Source organism: Pantoea sp. X-Soil-MYKO-1785 (genome assembly GCF_059730675.1).
Genome location: NZ_AP036000.1, coordinates 1,031,441 through 1,048,583, shown reverse-complemented (window position 1 = coordinate 1,048,583; position 17,143 = coordinate 1,031,441). Strand labels below are relative to the sequence as shown.

17 protein-coding genes are annotated in these 17,143 nt (G+C 59.3%); 12 read left to right on the top strand and 5 right to left on the bottom strand.

What is annotated here, in order from left to right:
* Positions 1 to 121 precede the first annotated feature (121 nt).
* On the top strand, positions 122 to 988 hold the full coding sequence (gene folD, locus AC6I8D_RS04775) for a bifunctional methylenetetrahydrofolate dehydrogenase/methenyltetrahydrofolate cyclohydrolase FolD (protein ID WP_312053487.1): 867 nt from the start codon (positions 122 to 124) through the stop codon (positions 986 to 988).
* Complete coding sequence (gene ybcJ, locus AC6I8D_RS04770) at positions 989 to 1,201, top strand: ribosome-associated protein YbcJ (protein ID WP_031376075.1); 213 nt, start codon at positions 989 to 991, stop codon at positions 1,199 to 1,201.
* A gap of 27 nt (positions 1,202 to 1,228) precedes the next feature.
* Here ybcJ and AC6I8D_RS04765 read toward each other — a convergent pair whose 3' ends face one another.
* Together AC6I8D_RS04765 and cysS are read right to left on the bottom strand one after the other, a co-directional pair.
* Positions 1,229 to 2,335, bottom strand: a complete 1,107-nt coding sequence (locus tag AC6I8D_RS04765; protein WP_497819714.1) for an AAA family ATPase — start codon at positions 2,333 to 2,335, stop codon at positions 1,229 to 1,231.
* 33 nt (positions 2,336 to 2,368) lie between these two features.
* Positions 2,369 to 3,754, bottom strand: a complete 1,386-nt coding sequence (gene cysS, locus AC6I8D_RS04760) for a cysteine--tRNA ligase (protein WP_312758235.1) — start codon at positions 3,752 to 3,754, stop codon at positions 2,369 to 2,371.
* Positions 3,755 to 3,966: 212 nt separating this feature from the next.
* Between cysS and ppiB the strand changes: the two genes are divergently transcribed.
* From ppiB to purK, 4 genes are all read left to right on the top strand, one after another.
* Complete coding sequence (gene ppiB, locus AC6I8D_RS04755) at positions 3,967 to 4,461, top strand: peptidylprolyl isomerase B (protein WP_031376072.1); 495 nt, start codon at positions 3,967 to 3,969, stop codon at positions 4,459 to 4,461.
* Positions 4,461 to 5,177 carry a UDP-2,3-diacylglucosamine diphosphatase gene (lpxH, locus tag AC6I8D_RS04750; protein ID WP_312053483.1) on the top strand — a complete coding sequence of 239 codons (717 nt, stop codon included), beginning with the start codon at positions 4,461 to 4,463 and terminating at the stop codon, positions 5,175 to 5,177. Before ppiB ends, lpxH begins: the two co-directional genes overlap by 1 nt.
* Before the next feature lie 130 nt (positions 5,178 to 5,307).
* Entirely contained in the window at positions 5,308 to 5,817 is a 510-nt protein-coding gene (gene purE, locus AC6I8D_RS04745) for a 5-(carboxyamino)imidazole ribonucleotide mutase (RefSeq protein ID WP_497819713.1), read from the top strand.
* Positions 5,814 to 6,878, top strand: a complete 1,065-nt coding sequence (gene purK, locus AC6I8D_RS04740; protein ID WP_497819712.1) for a 5-(carboxyamino)imidazole ribonucleotide synthase — start codon at positions 5,814 to 5,816, stop codon at positions 6,876 to 6,878. Before purE ends, purK begins: the two co-directional genes overlap by 4 nt.
* A gap of 337 nt (positions 6,879 to 7,215) precedes the next feature.
* Here the strand turns inward: purK and ybbP are convergent, their stop codons facing one another.
* Both ybbP and ybbA read right to left on the bottom strand, forming a co-directional pair.
* Positions 7,216 to 9,633: a putative ABC transporter permease subunit YbbP gene (gene ybbP / locus AC6I8D_RS04735; RefSeq protein ID WP_497819711.1), complete on the bottom strand. Its 2,418-nt coding sequence runs from the start codon at positions 9,631 to 9,633 to the stop codon at positions 7,216 to 7,218.
* The gene (gene ybbA / locus AC6I8D_RS04730; protein WP_159223788.1) at positions 9,630 to 10,316 is read right to left on the bottom strand and encodes a putative ABC transporter ATP-binding protein YbbA; all 687 of its coding nucleotides are present in this window, start codon (positions 10,314 to 10,316) and stop codon (positions 9,630 to 9,632) included. The genes ybbP and ybbA overlap by 4 nt, the downstream gene beginning before the upstream one ends.
* Here ybbA and tesA point away from each other — a divergent pair.
* The 5 genes from tesA (at position 10,284) to AC6I8D_RS04705 (ending at position 14,081) form a co-directional block, all read left to right on the top strand.
* Positions 10,284 to 10,910: a multifunctional acyl-CoA thioesterase I/protease I/lysophospholipase L1 gene (tesA, locus tag AC6I8D_RS04725; protein WP_312053475.1), complete on the top strand. Its 627-nt coding sequence runs from the start codon at positions 10,284 to 10,286 to the stop codon at positions 10,908 to 10,910. The two genes, ybbA and tesA, sit on opposite strands and share 33 nt — an antisense overlap.
* Before the next feature lie 30 nt (positions 10,911 to 10,940).
* The gene (locus AC6I8D_RS04720; RefSeq protein WP_312053474.1) at positions 10,941 to 11,714 is read left to right on the top strand and encodes an SDR family oxidoreductase; all 774 of its coding nucleotides are present in this window, start codon (positions 10,941 to 10,943) and stop codon (positions 11,712 to 11,714) included.
* 79 nt (positions 11,715 to 11,793) lie between these two features.
* Positions 11,794 to 12,651 carry a tetratricopeptide repeat protein gene (locus AC6I8D_RS04715; protein ID WP_497819710.1) on the top strand — a complete coding sequence of 286 codons (858 nt, stop codon included), beginning with the start codon at positions 11,794 to 11,796 and terminating at the stop codon, positions 12,649 to 12,651.
* 57 nt (positions 12,652 to 12,708) lie between these two features.
* Positions 12,709 to 13,623 (top strand): SPFH domain-containing protein, encoded by a 915-nt coding sequence (locus tag AC6I8D_RS04710; protein ID WP_312053470.1) that lies wholly within the window; start codon positions 12,709 to 12,711, stop codon positions 13,621 to 13,623.
* On the top strand, positions 13,623 to 14,081 hold the full coding sequence (locus AC6I8D_RS04705; RefSeq protein WP_312053469.1) for an NfeD family protein: 459 nt from the start codon (positions 13,623 to 13,625) through the stop codon (positions 14,079 to 14,081). The genes AC6I8D_RS04710 and AC6I8D_RS04705 overlap by 1 nt, the downstream gene beginning before the upstream one ends.
* On the opposite strand, the gene cueR is transcribed toward AC6I8D_RS04705, so the two are convergent.
* Positions 14,057 to 14,473: a Cu(I)-responsive transcriptional regulator gene (cueR, locus tag AC6I8D_RS04700; protein WP_031376061.1), complete on the bottom strand. Its 417-nt coding sequence runs from the start codon at positions 14,471 to 14,473 to the stop codon at positions 14,057 to 14,059. The two genes, AC6I8D_RS04705 and cueR, sit on opposite strands and share 25 nt — an antisense overlap.
* Positions 14,474 to 14,570: 97 nt before the next feature.
* Here cueR and copA point away from each other — a divergent pair, with 97 nt between their 5' ends.
* The gene (gene copA, locus AC6I8D_RS04695; RefSeq protein WP_497819709.1) at positions 14,571 to 17,087 is read left to right on the top strand and encodes a copper-exporting P-type ATPase CopA; all 2,517 of its coding nucleotides are present in this window, start codon (positions 14,571 to 14,573) and stop codon (positions 17,085 to 17,087) included.
* Positions 17,088 to 17,143 lie beyond the last annotated feature (56 nt).

Sequence of the window (17,143 nt, the reverse complement as noted above, 5' to 3'; positions counted from 1 at the left end):
GTCGCGACGAAAAAGCCGGAAAGCGCGTACGCGTCTGAAACTGTAACTGACAGCGCGCCACGCTTCTGACAAAATAGCCCCCTTCCCCCGATTCAACACAACACAGTGGATTTCCTCTCTGATGGCAGCAAAAATTATTGACGGTAAAACGATTGCGCAGCAGGTGCGCCTTGAGGTTGCGGAAAAAGTGAAGCAGCGTCTGGCAGCCGGCAAACGTGCGCCAGGTCTGGCCGTGGTGCTGGTAGGTGAAAACCCGGCATCGCAGATTTATGTGACCAGCAAACGCCGCGCCTGTGAAGAGGTCGGTTTCCTCTCCCGCTCCTACGATCTGCCCGCCACCACGCGCGAAGCTGAGCTGCTGGAGCTGATCGACCAGCTCAATCAGGATAACGACATTGATGGCATTCTGGTGCAGTTACCGCTGCCAGCTGGCATCGACAACGTCAAAGTGCTGGAGCGCATCACGCCGGATAAAGATGTCGATGGCTTCCACCCGTATAACGTCGGTCGCCTGTGCCAGCGTGCGCCTAAACTGCGCCCCTGCACCCCGCGTGGCATCGTGACGCTGCTGGAGCGCTACAATATCGATACCTACGGCCTGAATGCGGTGGTGGTTGGCGCGTCCAACATCGTCGGTCGTCCAATGAGTATGGAACTGCTGCTGGCGGGCTGCACCACCACTGTCACCCACCGTTTCACCAAAGATCTGCGCCATCACGTTGAACATGCCGATCTGCTGGTAGTGGCGGTCGGTAAACCGGGCTTTATTCCGGGCGACTGGATTAAACCAGGCGCTATCGTGATTGATGTTGGGATTAACCGGCTGGAAAGCGGCAAAGTGGTCGGCGACGTTGACTTTGATTCCGCTTCACAGCGCGCGGCCTATATTACGCCGGTGCCGGGCGGTGTCGGACCGATGACGGTCGCAACCCTGATTCAAAATACGCTACAGGCGTGTGAAGAGTTTCACGATGGAGAGGTAGAATAAATGGCAACTTTTTCGCTGGGAAAATTCCCGCACGTCGATCTGTGCGATCTGCTGAAACTGGAAGGCTGGGTTCAGAGTGGCGCACAGGCTAAAGTCGTGATTGCCGAGGGTGAAGTGAAGGTCGATGGCGCGGTGGAAACGCGTAAACGCTGCAAAATTGTTGCCGGTCAGACGGTGGAATTTTCCGGCTTCCGCATTACTGTGGTCGCGTAATCCTGAGGCGTCCCTGCGGGGACGCTGTTACTCCGTTACCTCCCCCACCACCCGCGTCTCTCCTTCCCGCTGTTCCAGCGCAATATGATTCACTGCCGTATGTTGCGCGATCAGTGCTGCAAGCCGGGGCGAATGGCTGGTGATCCAGAGCTGGCTGAACTGGCTGGCTTCAGCAAGCAGGCGTGCCAGCGCCGGCAGCAAATCCTGATGCAGGCTGTTCTCGGGTTCATTTAGCGCCATAAAAGCCGGTGGCCGTGGACTAAGCAGCGCCACCACCAGACAGAGAAACCGCAGCGTACCATCAGAAAACTCAGCGCTTTCCAGCGGGCGCAGAATGCCACGTCGCGACATCAGCATCTGAAAGCGGCCATTCTGCACCTCTACCTCAAACTGACTGTCGGGAAAAGCCTGCGCCATCACCTCATACAGTAGTTCCGTCTGGCCGCGTTCAACGATCGTCGCCCACGCCGCCGCCAGATTACTGCCGTCATGTGACAGCACCGGGGCGCGGACCCCAATCTGCGGTGCACGAATCGGCGAGCCCGGCCAGACGGCGAACTCATGGTAGAAGCGCCACTGGCGCAGCCGTTCACGCAACTGGGAAAGTTCAGGATAACGATGGGGTTCGCCGAGCTGACCAAACAGCGACTCTTCCGGATGCAGCACCGCCGGATAGGCGACGCGTTCGCCCTCAACGTTGTGCAGAAAGGCGGTCTGATTTTCACGCTGCAGGATGCATGAAGAAGGACGGCGCTGTTGTCCGCTCAGCCACAGCCGCTCCTGCTTGACCAGCGGATCGAGATTAAACAGGCTGGTGACCAGCGGTTCGGGAAAACCGATCTCCAGTTGATAATCGATATCCTCCATCACCACCGCCAGCATCAGTCGCTTCGGATCATGACGGCGATCGCCACGCCGTAAGCCACCCGCCCATATCGCTTTCTGGATGCCGCCTTCTTCGGCCAGCGCCAGCGCCAGACGACCGCTGGCTGCCTCATGCAGCAGCCGGACCGCTTTATACAGGTTGGATTTGCCGCAGCCGTTAGGGCCGCTTACCACGTTGAGCTGCTGCAGCGGCAACGTCAGATCACGAATCGATCGAAAGCCACGTATCTGAATCTGTTCAATCGCCATAATAAAAAAGGGCGATTGCTCGCCCTCTCCGGTTTATTTGCGGCGCCAGCTGGACCCCTGCGGCCCATCTTCAACAATCACGCCCAGCGCATTCAGCTTGTCGCGGGCGATATCCGCCTGCGCCCAGTCTTTGGCGGCACGCGCATCAGCACGTGCTTTCACCCAGTGTTCAATCTCAGCGACTTCTTCATCATTCACCTGAGCGCCGCTTTGCAGGAACTGCTCAGGATCCTGCTGCAGGATGCCCAGTACGTTGGCGATCTCGCGCAGCTTCGATGCCAGACCGTTCGCTGAATCACGGTCTTCGCTTTTCAGGCGATTAACTTCGCGCGCCATATCGAACAGCACCGAATAGGCTTCCGGGGTATTGAAATCATCATCCATTGCGGTGCGGAAACGGGCTTCAAACGCTTCGCCGCCGCGGGCAGGCACGCTGCTGTCAGTGTGACGCAGCGCGGTATACAGCCGCTCCAGCGCCGCACGCGCCTGATTCAGGTTATCTTCGCCATAGTTCAGCTGGCTGCGATAGTGACCGGACATCAGGAAGTAACGCACGGTCTCAGCGTCATAATGTTGCAGCACGTCACGCACGGTGAAAAAGTTGCCCAGCGATTTTGACATCTTCTCGCGGTCGACCATCACCATGCCGGAGTGCATCCAGTAGTTAACGTACGGACCGTCATGCGCACAGGTCGACTGGGCGATCTCGTTTTCATGGTGCGGGAACATCAGGTCTGAGCCACCGCCGTGAATATCAAAATGAGTACCCAACTGCCGGCAGTTCATCGCCGAACACTCAATGTGCCAGCCAGGACGTCCATTGCCCCACGGTGATGACCAGGCGGGCTCGTCCGCTTTGGACATCTTCCACAGCACGAAATCCATCGGGTTACGCTTCACGTCGGCCACTTCAACCCGCGCGCCCGCCTGCAGCTGCTCCAGGTCCTGACGTGACAACGCGCCATAATCGGCATCGCTCATCACATCAAACATCACGTCGCCATTGTCGGCCACATAAGCGTGACCGCGAGCGATCAGGGTTTCCACCAGCTCGATGATCTCGGCGATGTGGCGCGTGGCGCGCGGCTCCTGATCGGGCGGCAGAATGCCCAGCGCAGCGAAATCGTTGTGCATTTCACCAATCATCCGGTTGGTCAGGGTTTCGATGCTTTCGCCGTTCTCGTTGGCGCGCTTGATAATTTTATCGTCGATGTCGGTGATGTTACGCACGTAGTCCAGCTGGTAGCCGAGGTAACGCAGGTAGCGTGCCACCACGTCAAACGCCACGAACGTCCGCCCATGACCAATGTGACAGAGGTCATACACCGTGATGCCGCAAACATACATCCCGATTTTACCGGCATGAATGGGTTTGAATTCCTCTTTCTGTCGACTCAGGGTGTTATAAATCTTAAGCATTGAACGGTTCCGTATTGGCGTGTGGTTGACACTTTTAAGTATCCAGACATTGTGCCGTATTTTTATCGCTCGCGCGACGCAAAGCAAGCCAACTGCGCCGCGCTGCTGACGCGTCATCAGAAATTATGATATAAGAACGGTCGACAAAAAGGGGCACGCCGACCGATGACGCGGCCTCAGCAACTGACGACAACCTTTACAGGACGACAAAAATGGTAACTTTCCAGACGAACCATGGCGATATCGTAATCAAAACCTTCGATGATAAAGCGCCGGCAACCGTAAAGAACTTCCTGGATTACTGCCGTGAAGGTTTCTACGACAACACCATTTTCCACCGGGTGATCAACGGCTTTATGATTCAGGGCGGCGGCTTTGAGCCGGGCATGAAGCAGAAAGCCACCAAAGATGAAATCCAGAACGAAGCCAACAATGGTCTGAAAAACACCAAAGGTACGCTGGCAATGGCACGTACCTCTGCACCGCACTCTGCGACCGCACAGTTTTTCATCAACGTGGCTGACAACGACTTCCTGAACTTCCGTGACGAAAGCGTACAAGGCTGGGGTTACTGTGTGTTCGCTGAAGTGGTTGAAGGCATGGACGTGGTCGAGAAGATCAAAGGCGTTTCAACTGGCCGCAGTGGTATGCACCAGGATGTGCCAAAAGATGACGTTATCATCCAGAAAGTCACTGTCAGCGAGTAATGTCGCGCATCCTGTTTATCGCAGATCTCCATCTGTGTCAGGAAGAACCGGCGATCACCGCCGGTTTTCTGCATTTTTTACAGCGCGAAGCGCCACACTGCGACGCGCTCTATATTCTGGGCGATCTGTTTGAAGCCTGGATTGGCGACGACGATCCCAATCCGCTGCATCAGCAGGTCGCCAGCGCCCTGCGCGCCCTCTCCGTTCCGGTCTACTTTATTCACGGCAACCGCGATTTCCTGATTGGCCAGCGCTTCGCCCGCGCCAGCGGCATGACGCTGCTGCCTGAAGAACAGGTGCTGACGCTCTACGGCCACCGTCTGCTGATTATGCACGGCGATACGCTTTGCACCGACGACGCCGGCTATCTGCGCTTTCGTGCCAAAGTCCATAACCCGTGGATCCAGCGACTGTTTCTGGCGTTACCGCTGCGGCTGCGCAAACGCATCGCCGCACGGATGCGCGCCGACAGCAAACAAGCCAATCAGCATAAGTCCCTGACCATCATGGATGTGAACAGCGACGCGGTGACCGCCACAATGCTGCGCCAGCAGGTGCGCTTGCTGATCCACGGTCATACTCACCGTCCGGCCATTCATCAGCTGACGCTGCAGGGTGAAACTGCGCAACGGGCGGTGCTCGGGGCCTGGCACAGTCGGGGATCGATGATTCAGCTCGACGCCAGCGGGATTCAGCTGATCGATTTTGACTTTTAATCGTCGGGTAAATCGACGCGTTTAGCCCGACGCAACCGTTTTCCTTGCTCTCTTCTCATGCTATTCTCTGTGCCCTTCAAAACCTGTCCGCCCGGCCAGGTCTGTTTGTTCATTCACAGGAGTTGACCGCATGTCATCCAACGCCGCCCCGGCCCGCATCGCGATTGTTATGGGTTCCAAAAGTGACTGGTCCACCATGCAGTTCACTGCTGAAATCCTTACCAGCCTCGACCTGCCCTTCCATGTTGAAGTGGTCTCTGCACACCGTACGCCGGATAAACTGTTCAGCTTCGCCGAAACCGCCGCTGACCAGGGTTTTCAGGTGATTATTGCTGGCGCGGGTGGCGCAGCACATCTGCCAGGTATGCTGGCGGCTAAAACCCTGCTGCCGGTACTGGGCGTGCCGGTTCAGAGCGCGGCGCTGAGCGGCGTCGATAGCCTCTATTCGATTGTGCAGATGCCGCGCGGCATTCCGGTCGGTACGCTGGCGATTGGTAAAGCCGGTGCCGCCAATGCCGGGCTGCTGGCTGCGCAGATTCTGGCGATTCATGACGACGCGCTGCGTTCACGACTGGCGAACTGGCGTCAGAGCCAGACCGATGAGGTACTGAATCATCCTGATCCACGGGAGGAAGCATGAAGCCGGTTTGCGTCCTCGGTAACGGTCAGTTAGGCCGTATGCTGCGCCAGGCGGGTGAACCGCTGGGGATCGCGGTTTATCCGGTAGGTCTGGATGCCGATCCGGCTGCCCTGCCAATGGCCGACAGCGTGATCACCGCCGAAATTGAGCGCTGGCCGGAAACCGCGCTGACCCGAGAACTGGCGAGTCATCCGGCGTTTGTGAACCGCGATATATTTCCACGGCTGGCCGATCGCCTGACCCAGAAACAACTGCTGGATCAGCTCCATCTCGCCACTGCGCCGTGGCAGTTGCTGGCCGACAAAGGCGAATGGCCGTCGGTGTTTGCCTCGCTCGGCGAACTGGCGATTGTGAAGCGCCGCACCGGCGGTTATGACGGTCGTGGCCAGTGGCGTCTGCGCGCGAATGAAACCGATGCGCTGCCGCAAGAATGCTATGGCGAATGCATCGTTGAACAGGGCATTAATTTCTCCGGCGAAGTATCGCTGGTCGGCGCGCGCGGCCATGATGGCAGCACGGTGTTCTATCCGCTGACGCACAATCTGCATCAGGACGGCATTCTGCGCACCAGCGTGGCGCTGCCTCAGGCGGATCAGGCGCAGCAGCAGCAGGCGGAAGCGATGCTGAGCGCCATCATGCAGGAACTGAACTACGTCGGCGTGATGGCGATGGAGTGTTTTGTCACGCCGGACGGATTGTTGATCAACGAGCTGGCCCCGCGGGTGCACAACAGCGGCCACTGGACGCAGAATGGTGCTTCCATCAGCCAGTTCGAACTGCATCTGCGGGCGATTCTGGCGCTGCCCCTGCCGCAGCCGGTGGTGTTTGCGCCGTCGGCGATGGTCAATCTGATTGGCACCGCCGTCAACGTTGACTGGTTGCAGCAGCCGCTGGTGCACCTGCACTGGTATGACAAAGAGGTGCGCCCGGGCCGCAAGGTCGGGCATCTTAATCTGACCGACAGTGATACACAGCGGCTCAGGACTGCCCTTAACGCGCTGGTGCCTCAGCTGCCGGAAGAGTACGCCAGCGGCATCGCCTGGGCAGTTGAAAAACTGTAATCCTCCGTACCAAAACCTGCTGATGGCATTGTCAGGCGGCTGAGAAGCTCAACGCGAGGGGAGCATACGCCGGGAGCACAGCATAGCGGGCCAGGGACAAAATGCCGGGAGCGTTTTTGAACAACGCAAAGCGTTGGCCCGGCTTCGGGCGCACCTCAGGGATGAGGTGCATAATCGCCCGCGCTGAGCCTGCCAGGAATGGCGTCTTTGCGGAGGGCGTATGCTCCCCGAGCTAACACCTTATCGTCGCGCGCCGTGAGCGCTAATGCTGACCTGGTGTGCGTTCTGGATGACGAGCGGATGCAGGCTGAATAGCGCCCTGCACCCAGCCCTCCCCTTATGCCGCATCAAACTTCCTGAACAGCGCTTTGCCCTTCAGTAACCGCACCCCGAGCCAGCCACCGCACAGCGACAACAACAGCGCGCCGGATAACGGCAGCGCCAGCCACAAGGTCCAGTCAGGCTGCCACGGAAAATCAAAAATTTTACGCTGCAATCCCCACAGTGCGGCTTCCGCGCCCATCGCGGCGGCCACCCCCGAAACCACGCCGAGCAGGGCAAACTCGCACCATAAGGTGGTGCGCAGCAGCCGTTTACTGGCACCCAGCGTCCGGTAAACCACCAGCTCCTGACGACGCTGACGCATCCCCACCTGAATCTGCGCCAGCAACAGCAGCACACCGCAGGCGGTGACCAGTATCACCATGACCTCCAGCGCCTGGCTGACCTGCGTCAGCACCTGGCCAATCTGCCGCATAATACTGCCGATATCCAGCAGACTCAGCGTCGGAAAACTGCGGTTCAGCGCCGCCAGCAGCGCCGGATCGGCCTCCATTCGGAAGCTGGTGAGCCAGGTCTGCGGCTGGCTATCCAGCGCGCCCGGCGGGAAGATGAAGAAAAAGTTCGGCTTCAGGCTCTCCCAGTCCACCTTGCGCAGGCTGGTGATTCTGGCGCTGAACTTTTGCGTATCGCCATCAAAGGTCAGAGTATCACCGGGTTTCACCCCTAAGCGGGTAGCCAGTTCTGCCTCCATAGAGACTTCGCCCGCTTTGGGCGGCCAGCTTCCGGCAACCAGCGGATTGTGATCCGGCCGCTCCGCCAGCGCGGTCAGGTTAAGTTCACGGTTCAGGGCGTTATCCAGCGTCGGATCGGCCGGTTTACCGTTGAGTTCGCTGAGCCGCACCCGCGCAATCGGGTAGAAAGTTTCGGGCTTGATCTGATGAGACTGCAGGAAGTTGCGCACCTGCGGCACCTGATCGGCGGTCATATTCAGCAGGAAAAAGTTCGGGCTGTCGGCCGGTAACTGCTGCTGCCAGCGATCGAGCAGATCGCCGCGCATCACCAGCAGCAGAGCCAGCAGCATAAACGACAGCGAAAAAGCAGAGAGCTGACTCAGCGTGATGCCCGGCTGGCGCAGCAGACGGTTGATCGCCAGCCGGAATGCCAGGTTGCGCACCACCAGCCGACGCAGCAGCAGTAGCGTGCCCCAGCCCAGCAGTGCCAGCAATCCGGCCAGCACCACCACGCCCGCCAGCAGCGCCCACAGCATTTTACTGCCGCCCACCAGCAGCGCTAACAGCCCTACCACCACGGCCGCCATCAGCGGAATATAGAATTTCAGCGGCCAGAGATTAGCCACCGCATCACGCCGCAGCACGCGCAACGGCTGGGTCGCCAGCAGCAGACGATAAGGCCGCAGTCCCACCAGCAGCGAGATAATAAACAGCGATCCGACCGCCCAGACCCACGGCCAGAAACTGGCAGCTGGCAGGCTGGCTGGTAGCACCGGTTTGAGCATTGCCATCAGCGCTGCTTCCACCCCCTGCCCGACCAGGCTGCCGGCAATCGCCGCCAGCAGCAGCACCGCCAGCCACTGGCCGATGATCAACTTCTGCAACGCACCATGGGTCGCTCCCAGCGTCTTCAGCACCGCCACCAGATCGTAACGGCTGCGGCAGTAGTGGCTCATGGCAACGGCCACCGCGGCAATCGCCAGCATCAGCGTCAGCAGTGCGGAGAGCAGCAGGAACTGCTGTGCGCGCTGCATCGAACGTCCCAGCGCATCCTCTGAGTTTTCAATGCTGATCCAGCGCTGGTCAGCCTTGAGCTGCGGTTCGATCCAGCGGTCATAGCGTGCCAGCTGCTCCGGATTACCGGAAAACTTATAGCGCCAGCTGATGCGGCTACCAGGCTGAATCGCACCGGTGCTGGCCGCATCAGCCAGGTTGATCAGCAGTCGCGGCGCCATTTCAAACGGATTAAAACCGCCATCCGGCTCCTGAATCACTTCGCCAGTAATTCGCAGCCGGGTATCACCGACCTCAAGCAGATCGCCGACCTTAAGATTGAGCAGCGCCATCAGCCGCGGTGCCGCCAGTGCGGTGCCTGCCTGCGGCTTCAGGCCTGCCGGCTCGGTCTGCAGGTTGCCAAACATTGGATAGCGGTCGTCTACTGCTTTCACCGACGCCAGCTGCGGCGACTGTTCGGCAAAGGTCATGGTCATGAAGGACAGCTGGCGGCTGACGGTGAGTCCGGTTGCCCGTGCCTTATCCAGCCACGCCGCCGGAACGGCATCACTGCTGCGCAGCGTCCGGTCGCCCGCCATGAAATCACGGCTCTGCTGGCTGAGGCCTTTCTCCATCCGATCGCTGATCGACCCCAGCGCCAGCACGCAGGCCACCGCCAGCGTCAACGCCAGCCAGACAATTAACAGCGAGGGCGAGCGCCACTCGCGCCAGAACCAGCGCCAGATCATTGCTCCTCCCACAATTTACCGTCACGCAGCCGCAGGCGACGATCGCAGCGCGCGGCCAGCTGCTCATCGTGGGTGACCAGAATCAGGGTGGTGGCAAAATCGCGGTTCAGCGAGAACAACAGGTCGGCAATCCGATCGCCGGTTTTGCGGTCAAGATTACCGGTCGGCTCATCGGCAAACAGCAGGCCTGGACGGCCACTGAAGGCGCGCGCCAGCGCCACCCGCTGCTGTTCGCCGCCGGAAAGCTGCGCCGGCAGATGATGCAGGCGTTCACCCAGTCCCAGCAGGGTCAGCAGCTCCCGCGCCTGCTCACGGCTCTGGCGATCGCTGTCGCCACGCAGCAGAGACGGCAGCTGTACGTTCTCCAGCGCATTCAGGGTCGGCACCAGCATAAACGACTGAAACACAAAGCCCACCTGACGGGCGCGTAACGCCGCACGCTGCTCCTCATTCATCTGGTGCAGCGGCTGGCCCAGCAGATGGACTTCACCGCTGCTGCCATCATCCAGCCCGGCCAGAATCCCCAACAGGGTTGACTTACCGGAGCCCGATTCGCCAATCAGCGCCAGCGTCTCGGCTGGTTTGACAACTAACTCAACTCCGGTAAGGATGGTTAACTGATGCTCTCCCTGACCGACGGACTTAGTAAGATGATGAACTTCAACAATGTTTTCCGCTGGCATTATCCCTTCCTGTTATTGATTCTTTTGCTGGTGTCGCGTTTTTCCGCCGCGGATACCCTGATGGTGCTGGGTGACAGCCTCAGCGCGGGATACCGCATGTCCGCCACCGCGGCCTGGCCGAGCCTGCTGAATAAGCAGTGGCAGCAGCAGCCCAGAGTGATCAACGCCAGCATCAGCGGTGATACCGCCGCCCAAGGCCTGGCGCGTTTGCCCGCGCTATTAAAGCAGCATCAGCCGCAATGGGTGTTAATCGAATTGGGCGGTAACGACGGTCTGCGTGGTTTCCCGCCCGCCGATATCGCACAAAATCTGCGTAAAGTGATCGATGATGTTAAAGCCGCCAATGCGAAACCGCTGCTGATGCAGATTCGGCTGCCGGCCAATTACGGACGCCGCTACACCGAAGCGTTCAGCGGTATCTATCCCGACTTAGCGCAACAGTACAACATCCCACTGGTGCCCTTTTTTATGGAGCAGGTCTACCTGAAACCGGAGTGGATGCAGCAGGACGGCATTCATCCTAATCCTGATGCCCAACCCTTTATCGCCGGATTGATGGCAAAAGAACTGGCTCCCTTAGTTAAGCAGCAGTAACGCGAACAGGCGCGCAAATAGGGTAAAGAAATGCAAAAAACCATCCTGATTACAGGTTGTTCCAGCGGTATCGGCCTGGTGGCGGCGCACGATCTTCAGGCGCGCGGCTACCGGGTGATCGCCGCCTGCCGCAAAGCGGATGATGTGGCGCGCATGGAGACGCTGGGTTTTATCGGACTTCAGCTGGATCTCGACAATCCGCAGAGCGTCGATAACGCGGCCGATAAGGTCATCGCGCTCAGCGATAACTGTCTGGCAGGCCTGTTTAACAATGCCGGTTTTGGTCTTTATGGACCGTTACGCACCCTCTCCCGCCAGCAGCTGGAGCAGCAGTTTTCCAGTAACTTTTTCGGCGTTCATCAGCTGACGCTGCGGCTGATCCCCGCGCTGGCGGCCAGTGGTGATGGTCGTATTATTAATACCAGTTCGGTACTCGGGCTGATCTCTACCCCTGGCCGGGGCGCTTACGCCGCCAGTAAATATGCGCTGGAAGCCTGGAGCGATGCGCTGCGGCTGGAGCTGCGCGCCAGTAACATCCGCGTCAGCCTGATCGAACCGGGACCGATTCACACCCGTTTCACCGATAATGTGACGCAGGGTGAGCAGGATAAGCCGGTGCGTAATCCGGGCATTGCCGCACGCTTTACGCTGCCGCCAGAGGCTATTCTGCCTAAACTTCGTCATGCACTCGAGAGCAAACATCCGCGTTTACGCTATCCGGTGACGCTGGTCGCACATGCCATGAGCCTGTTGAAACGCCTGCTGCCAGGCTGGATGCTGGATCGCATTTTGCGCAGCCATTGAGCGTGCGGCCTGATTAGAACTTGAAGCGCGGCCAGTTGGCCCCATATTCTTTAAACACTTTTTGCAAAGAGACTTATCCATGTCACCACATGCTTCGATAATCGACATCAACGAATCTAACCTGCAGCAGACGCTTGAGCAGTCGATGCAGCTGCCGGTGCTGTTTTACTTCTGGTCTGAGCGCAGCCAGCATTGTCAGGAGCTGACACCGGTGCTGGAGCGGCTGGCGCAGGAGTATGCCGGTCAGTTTATTCTCGCAAAACTGGATTGCGATAAAGAGCAAATGGTGGCATCACAGTTTGGTCTGCGTTCTATTCCTACGGTCTATCTGTTCCAGAACGGTCAGCCGGTCGATGGCTTCCAGGGACCGCAACCGGAAGAGGCGATCCGCGCCCTGCTGGAAAAAGTTCTGCCGCGTGAAGAAGAGCTGAAAGCGCAGCAGGCGATGGCGCTGATGGAAGAAGGCAAACCGCTGGATGCGCTGCCGCTGTTAAAAGAGGCCTGGCAGCTGAGCAATCAATCGAGTGAGATTGGTTTTCTGCTGGCTGAAGTGCTGATCGCCCTGAGCCGCAGCGATGAAGCAGAAGCAGTGCTCAAAGCGGTGCCGTTACAGGATCAGGATACCCGTTATCAGAGCCTGATGGCGCAAATCGATCTGCTGAAACAGGCGGCCGATACCCCGGAGATCCAGCAACTGCAATCCCAGCTGGAGGCCGATCCATCGAACGCCGGGCTGGCTGCTAAACTGTCGTTACAGCTGCATCAGGTCGGCCGTAACGAAGAGGCGCTGGAACTGCTGTTCAGCTTCCTCAAAACCGATCTTAACGCCGCCGATGGTCAGGCACGTAAAATGCTGCAGGAGATTCTGGCGGCGCTGGGCACCGGCGATGCACTCGCTGCACGTTATCGTCGCCAGCTCTACTCGCTGCTCTACTAACGGCGGGACCACGGGCCGAAGCGACTCGGCCCGTTCATCTGACAACGCGGAGGTTGTATGATAACTGTAATTCCTGCCCTGATCGTGCTGGCGCTGGTGGCTGTCTGGGCCACCGTCAAGATTGTGCCCCAGGGTTTTCAATGGACGGTTGAACGTTTTGGCCGTTATACCCGCACGCTGCAACCCGGGTTAAGCCTGGTAGTGCCGTTCATGGATCGTATCGGTCGTAAGATCAACATGATGGAACAGGTACTGGATATTCCCTCGCAGGAGATCATCTCCAAAGATAACGCCAACGTTACCATTGATGCGGTCTGCTTTATTCAGGTCGTTGACCCGGCGCGCGCCGCCTATGAAGTCAGCAATCTTGAGCAGGCTATTCTGAACCTCACCATGACCAATATGCGCACCGTGCTCGGCAGCATGGAGCTGGACGAAATGTTGTCGCAGCGCGACAGCATTAATACCCGGCTGCTGCATATCGTCGATGAAGCCACCAATCCGTGGGGCGTGAAAATCACCCGTATCGAGATCCGCGATGTGCGTCCGCCGCAGGAGCTGGTCGGCGCGATGAATGCGCAGATGAAAGCGGAACGTACCAAGCGCGCCGACATTCTGACGGCGGAAGGGGTACGACAGGCGGCGATCCTGCGCGCCGAAGGGGATAAACAGTCGCAGATCCTTAAAGCCGAAGGGGAACGGACCTCGGCCTTTTTGCAGGCCGAAGCGCGGGAACGTCAGGCGGAAGCGGAAGCCAATGCCACCAAAATGGTGTCTGAAGCGATTGCCGCCGGTGATATCAATGCCATCAACTACTTTGTGGCGCAGAAATATACCGACGCACTGCAAAAAATTGGCGAAGCCAATAACAGCAAAGTAGTGATGATGCCGCTGGAGGCGAGCAGCTTACTCGGCTCGATTGCCGGCATCGGTGAACTGCTGAAAGAATCCCGCACCGAGTCGAAACGCTGATGCTGGTCGATATCATTGCCCATCCGCACTGGTTCTGGCTGACGCTCGGCGGCCTGCTGCTGGCGGCGGAAATGCTGGGCACCAGCGGTTATCTGCTGTGGAGCGGCCTGGCTGCGGTGATGGTGGGCATTATCGAATGGTTTATCCCGTTCAGCTGGACCGCTCAGGGCACAATGTTTGCCATTCTGACGCTGGTCTGCGTCTTTTTCTGGTATCGCTGGATGCGCTACCGTGAAGCGCGCCAGCTTCCGAACTCGCTCAATCAGCGCGGCAGCCAGATGATTGGCCTGCAGTTAACCCTGGATAGCGCGCTGCAGAACCGCACCGGGCACGTGCGAATTGGTGACAGCAGCTGGCGGGTTCAGGCTGAACAGGATCTGCCAGCGGGAACGCCGGTCGAAGTGGTGGCGGTCGAAGGCATCACCCTGCGTATTCAGCCGCGCTTACCGCCCGGCTGAGAACAGCATCCCGCCAGATTGTTGATGATTGGGCATTCTGCGCTGTCGTCGCCCGGACAGGCTTCGGCCAGCGCCAGTAAACGTGCGCGCATCGCGTGCAGCTCCTCAATATGCGCCGCAATCTCGTCGGCTTTCTGCAGGGTACGCGCCTTAACGTCGGCACTGTGACGCGCCGGATTATTAAACAGCGCCACCAGTTCACGACACTCATCCAGCGTAAAACCAACCTGACGCGCCTGGCGTAACAGATTGAGTTCGTCCAGATGACGCACGCTGTAGCTGCGATAGCCATTTTCACTGCGCAGCGGAGGCGTCACCACCCCCTTCTCTTCATAAAAACGAATTGCCTTGCTGGTGAGACCGGTCTTTTTCGCCACATCGCTGATGTTCATTTTGCTCCCCTTGACCTTCCCCTTGATGGAAGGTTTATGCTTAATCATGAATCGAAACTGACCACCCGGTCAAATCTGATCACCCAAGGAGTTCATCATGTCACATACCATTTCTCTGGCCCTGGACGGTCTGTCCTGCGGCCATTGCGTCAAACGGGTAAAAGAAGCGCTGGAACAGCGGGACGATGTTGAGCAGGCCGAAGTCACGCAGCAGGAAGCGCGGGTTTCCGGTGCGGCCGATGCGGCCGACCTGATCGCGACCGTCGAACAGGCTGGTTATCACGCCACGCTGAAAACGGCTGACAGCTCCCCAAAGCCTGAGCCGTTGACAGCATCGGAGCCGCCGCCGGAGGCGCTGACAACGGAATCGCTTTCCCGTCCGGCAGAAAAAACCGTTCCTGCTCACATGCTGCTGATTGAGGGCATGACCTGTGCCAGCTGCGTAAGCCGGGTAGAAAAAGCGTTGCAGCAGGTGGCTGGCGTCAGTCAGGCCCGGGTTAACCTGGGCGAACGCAGCGCGCTGGTGCTGGGCGAAGCCGATCCGCAGCAGCTGATCGCGGCGGTGGATGCCGCCGGTTATGGCGCGCAGGTGGTCGATGATGAGCAGGAGCGGCGTGAAAAACAGCAGCAGAGCGCCCGCAGCGCAATGCGCCGTTTTAGCTGGCAGGCAGCAGGGGCCTTAGCTTTTGGCGTGCCGCTGATGATCTGGGGCATGCTGGGCGACAACATGATGCTGACCGCCAGCAACCACAGCCTGTGGCTGACGCTGGGGGCCATTACGCTGCTGGTGATGGTGCTTACCGGCGGACATTTTTATCGCAGCGCCTGGCGCAGTGCGCGCAACGGCAGTGCCACCATGGATACGCTGGTGGCGCTGGGTACCGCCGCGGCCTGGATCTACTCGTTCAGCGTGGTGCTGTGGCCCGACTTTTTCCCGTCGCAGGCGCGGCATCTCTATTTTGAAGCCAGCGTGATGATCCTCGGGTTGATCAACCTCGGACATGCGCTGGAGCAGCGGGCGCGTCAGCGATCGTCAAAAGCGCTGGAACGCCTGCTCGATCTGACTCCGGCGCAGGCGCGACTGGCCGATGAACAGGGCGATAGCTTAATTCCCCTTAGCGCGGTGCAGCCGGGCATGATGCTGCGTCTGGTGACCGGCGATCGGGTGCCGGTCGATGGGGAGATTACCGCTGGTGAGGCGTGGTTTGATGAGGCGATGCTGACCGGTGAAGCGGTGCCGCAAAGCAAAGGCCCGGGTGAGGCGGTGTTTGCCGGTACGCTGGTGCAGGATGGCTCGGTGCAGTTTGAAGCCCGTGCAACCGGCAGCCACACTACCCTGTCACGCATAATCCGGCTGGTACGCCAGGCCCAGAGCAGCAAACCTGACGTCGGCCGCTTAGCCGATCGCATTTCAGCGGTGTTCGTGCCGGTGGTGGTGGCGATTGCGCTGATCAGCGGCGGCATCTGGTACCTGTTCGGGCCACAACCGCAAATCGCCTATATGCTGGTGATCGCCACCACCGTGCTGATTATTGCCTGTCCCTGCGCATTAGGACTGGCGACCCCGATGTCGATTATCGCTGGCGTGGGTCGGGCCGCCGAACTCGGCGTGCTGGTTCGCGACGCCGATGCGTTGCAGCGTGCCAGCCAGATCGACACGCTGGTGTTCGATAAAACCGGCACCCTGACGGCCGGTACACCGCAGGTCAGCGAGGTGCGGGTCTGGGGCGATGCCAGCCGTGAGTCGGTACTGCAGACCGCTGCCGCGCTGGAATATTCCTCCGGCCATCCGCTGGCTAAAGCGATTGTTGCCGCGGCTGACCTCGCCGGTGCGCCGTCACTGGCACAATTTCGTACAATACGCGGCAAAGGGGTCAGCGGCATACTGGATGGCAGAGCGTTACTGCTGGGTAATGCCGCCCTGCTCGAGGAGAACGGGGTCGATTATCAGCCCGCGATGGCGGATATCGACCGCCTGACGCAACAGGGTGCGACACCGGTGTTACTGGCTGAACAGGGCCAGCTGATCGGCCTGATCGCCCTGCGCGATGCGCTGCGGCCGGAAAGCGCCACCGCTCTGAAACGGCTGCATCAGTCGGGTTACCGCCTGATTATGCTCACCGGTGACCACCAGAATACCGCGCAGGCGATTGCGGCTGAGGTGGGAATTGATGAGGTGATCGCCGGCGTGCTGCCGGAAGGCAAGGCAGCGGCGATTGCGCAGTTACAGCAGCAGGGCCGGCGCGTCGCCATGGTCGGTGACGGTATTAACGACGCGCCCGCACTGGCCCAGGCTGAGGTCGGGATTGCGATGGGCGGCGGCAGCGACGTGGCGGTTGAAACCGCCGGTATTACGCTGATGCGCGCCGACCTCAACAGCGTCGCCGATGCATTAGCTATCTCGTCAGCCACGCTGCGTAATATCCGCCAGAACCTGTTCGGGGCCTTTATTTATAACAGTATTGGTATTCCGGTGGCGGCTGGCGTGCTCTACCCGCTGACCGGCACCCTGCTCAGCCCGATTGTGGCGGGCGCTGCGATGGCGCTCTCCTCAATTACGGTGGTTGCCAACGCCAATCGCCTGCTGCGCTATCAGCCGCCGCGCCAGCAATAGCCGTTTCGGCGCTGTTTTTCGCCGCCTGAAGCCGCTAGCATGGAGTTTTAAATAGC

Bases quoted from the DNA above. Each gene is read 5' to 3' on its own strand.
- AC6I8D_RS04710 (WP_312053470.1), top strand. From the start codon at position 12,709: ATGATAACTGTAATTCCTGCCCTGATCGTGCTGGCGCTGGTGGCTGTC.
- AC6I8D_RS04765 (WP_497819714.1), bottom strand. From the start codon at position 2,335: ATGGCGATTGAACAGATTCAGATACGTGGCTTTCGATCGATTCGTGAT.
- AC6I8D_RS04705 (WP_312053469.1), top strand. From the start codon at position 13,623: ATGCTGGTCGATATCATTGCCCATCCGCACTGGTTCTGGCTGACGCTC.
- copA (WP_497819709.1), top strand. From the start codon at position 14,571: ATGTCACATACCATTTCTCTGGCCCTGGACGGTCTGTCCTGCGGCCAT.
- ybcJ (WP_031376075.1), top strand. From the start codon at position 989: ATGGCAACTTTTTCGCTGGGAAAATTCCCGCACGTCGATCTGTGCGAT.
- purE (WP_497819713.1), top strand. From the start codon at position 5,308: ATGTCATCCAACGCCGCCCCGGCCCGCATCGCGATTGTTATGGGTTCC.
- purK (WP_497819712.1), top strand. From the start codon at position 5,814: ATGAAGCCGGTTTGCGTCCTCGGTAACGGTCAGTTAGGCCGTATGCTG.
- AC6I8D_RS04715 (WP_497819710.1), top strand. From the start codon at position 11,794: ATGTCACCACATGCTTCGATAATCGACATCAACGAATCTAACCTGCAG.
- lpxH (WP_312053483.1), top strand. From the start codon at position 4,461: ATGTCGCGCATCCTGTTTATCGCAGATCTCCATCTGTGTCAGGAAGAA.
- AC6I8D_RS04720 (WP_312053474.1), top strand. From the start codon at position 10,941: ATGCAAAAAACCATCCTGATTACAGGTTGTTCCAGCGGTATCGGCCTG.
- ybbP (WP_497819711.1), bottom strand. From the start codon at position 9,633: ATGATCTGGCGCTGGTTCTGGCGCGAGTGGCGCTCGCCCTCGCTGTTA.
- folD (WP_312053487.1), top strand. From the start codon at position 122: ATGGCAGCAAAAATTATTGACGGTAAAACGATTGCGCAGCAGGTGCGC.
- cueR (WP_031376061.1), bottom strand. From the start codon at position 14,473: ATGAACATCAGCGATGTGGCGAAAAAGACCGGTCTCACCAGCAAGGCA.
- ybbA (WP_159223788.1), bottom strand. From the start codon at position 10,316: ATGCCAGCGGAAAACATTGTTGAAGTTCATCATCTTACTAAGTCCGTC.
- cysS (WP_312758235.1), bottom strand. From the start codon at position 3,754: ATGCTTAAGATTTATAACACCCTGAGTCGACAGAAAGAGGAATTCAAA.
- tesA (WP_312053475.1), top strand. From the start codon at position 10,284: ATGATGAACTTCAACAATGTTTTCCGCTGGCATTATCCCTTCCTGTTA.
- ppiB (WP_031376072.1), top strand. From the start codon at position 3,967: ATGGTAACTTTCCAGACGAACCATGGCGATATCGTAATCAAAACCTTC.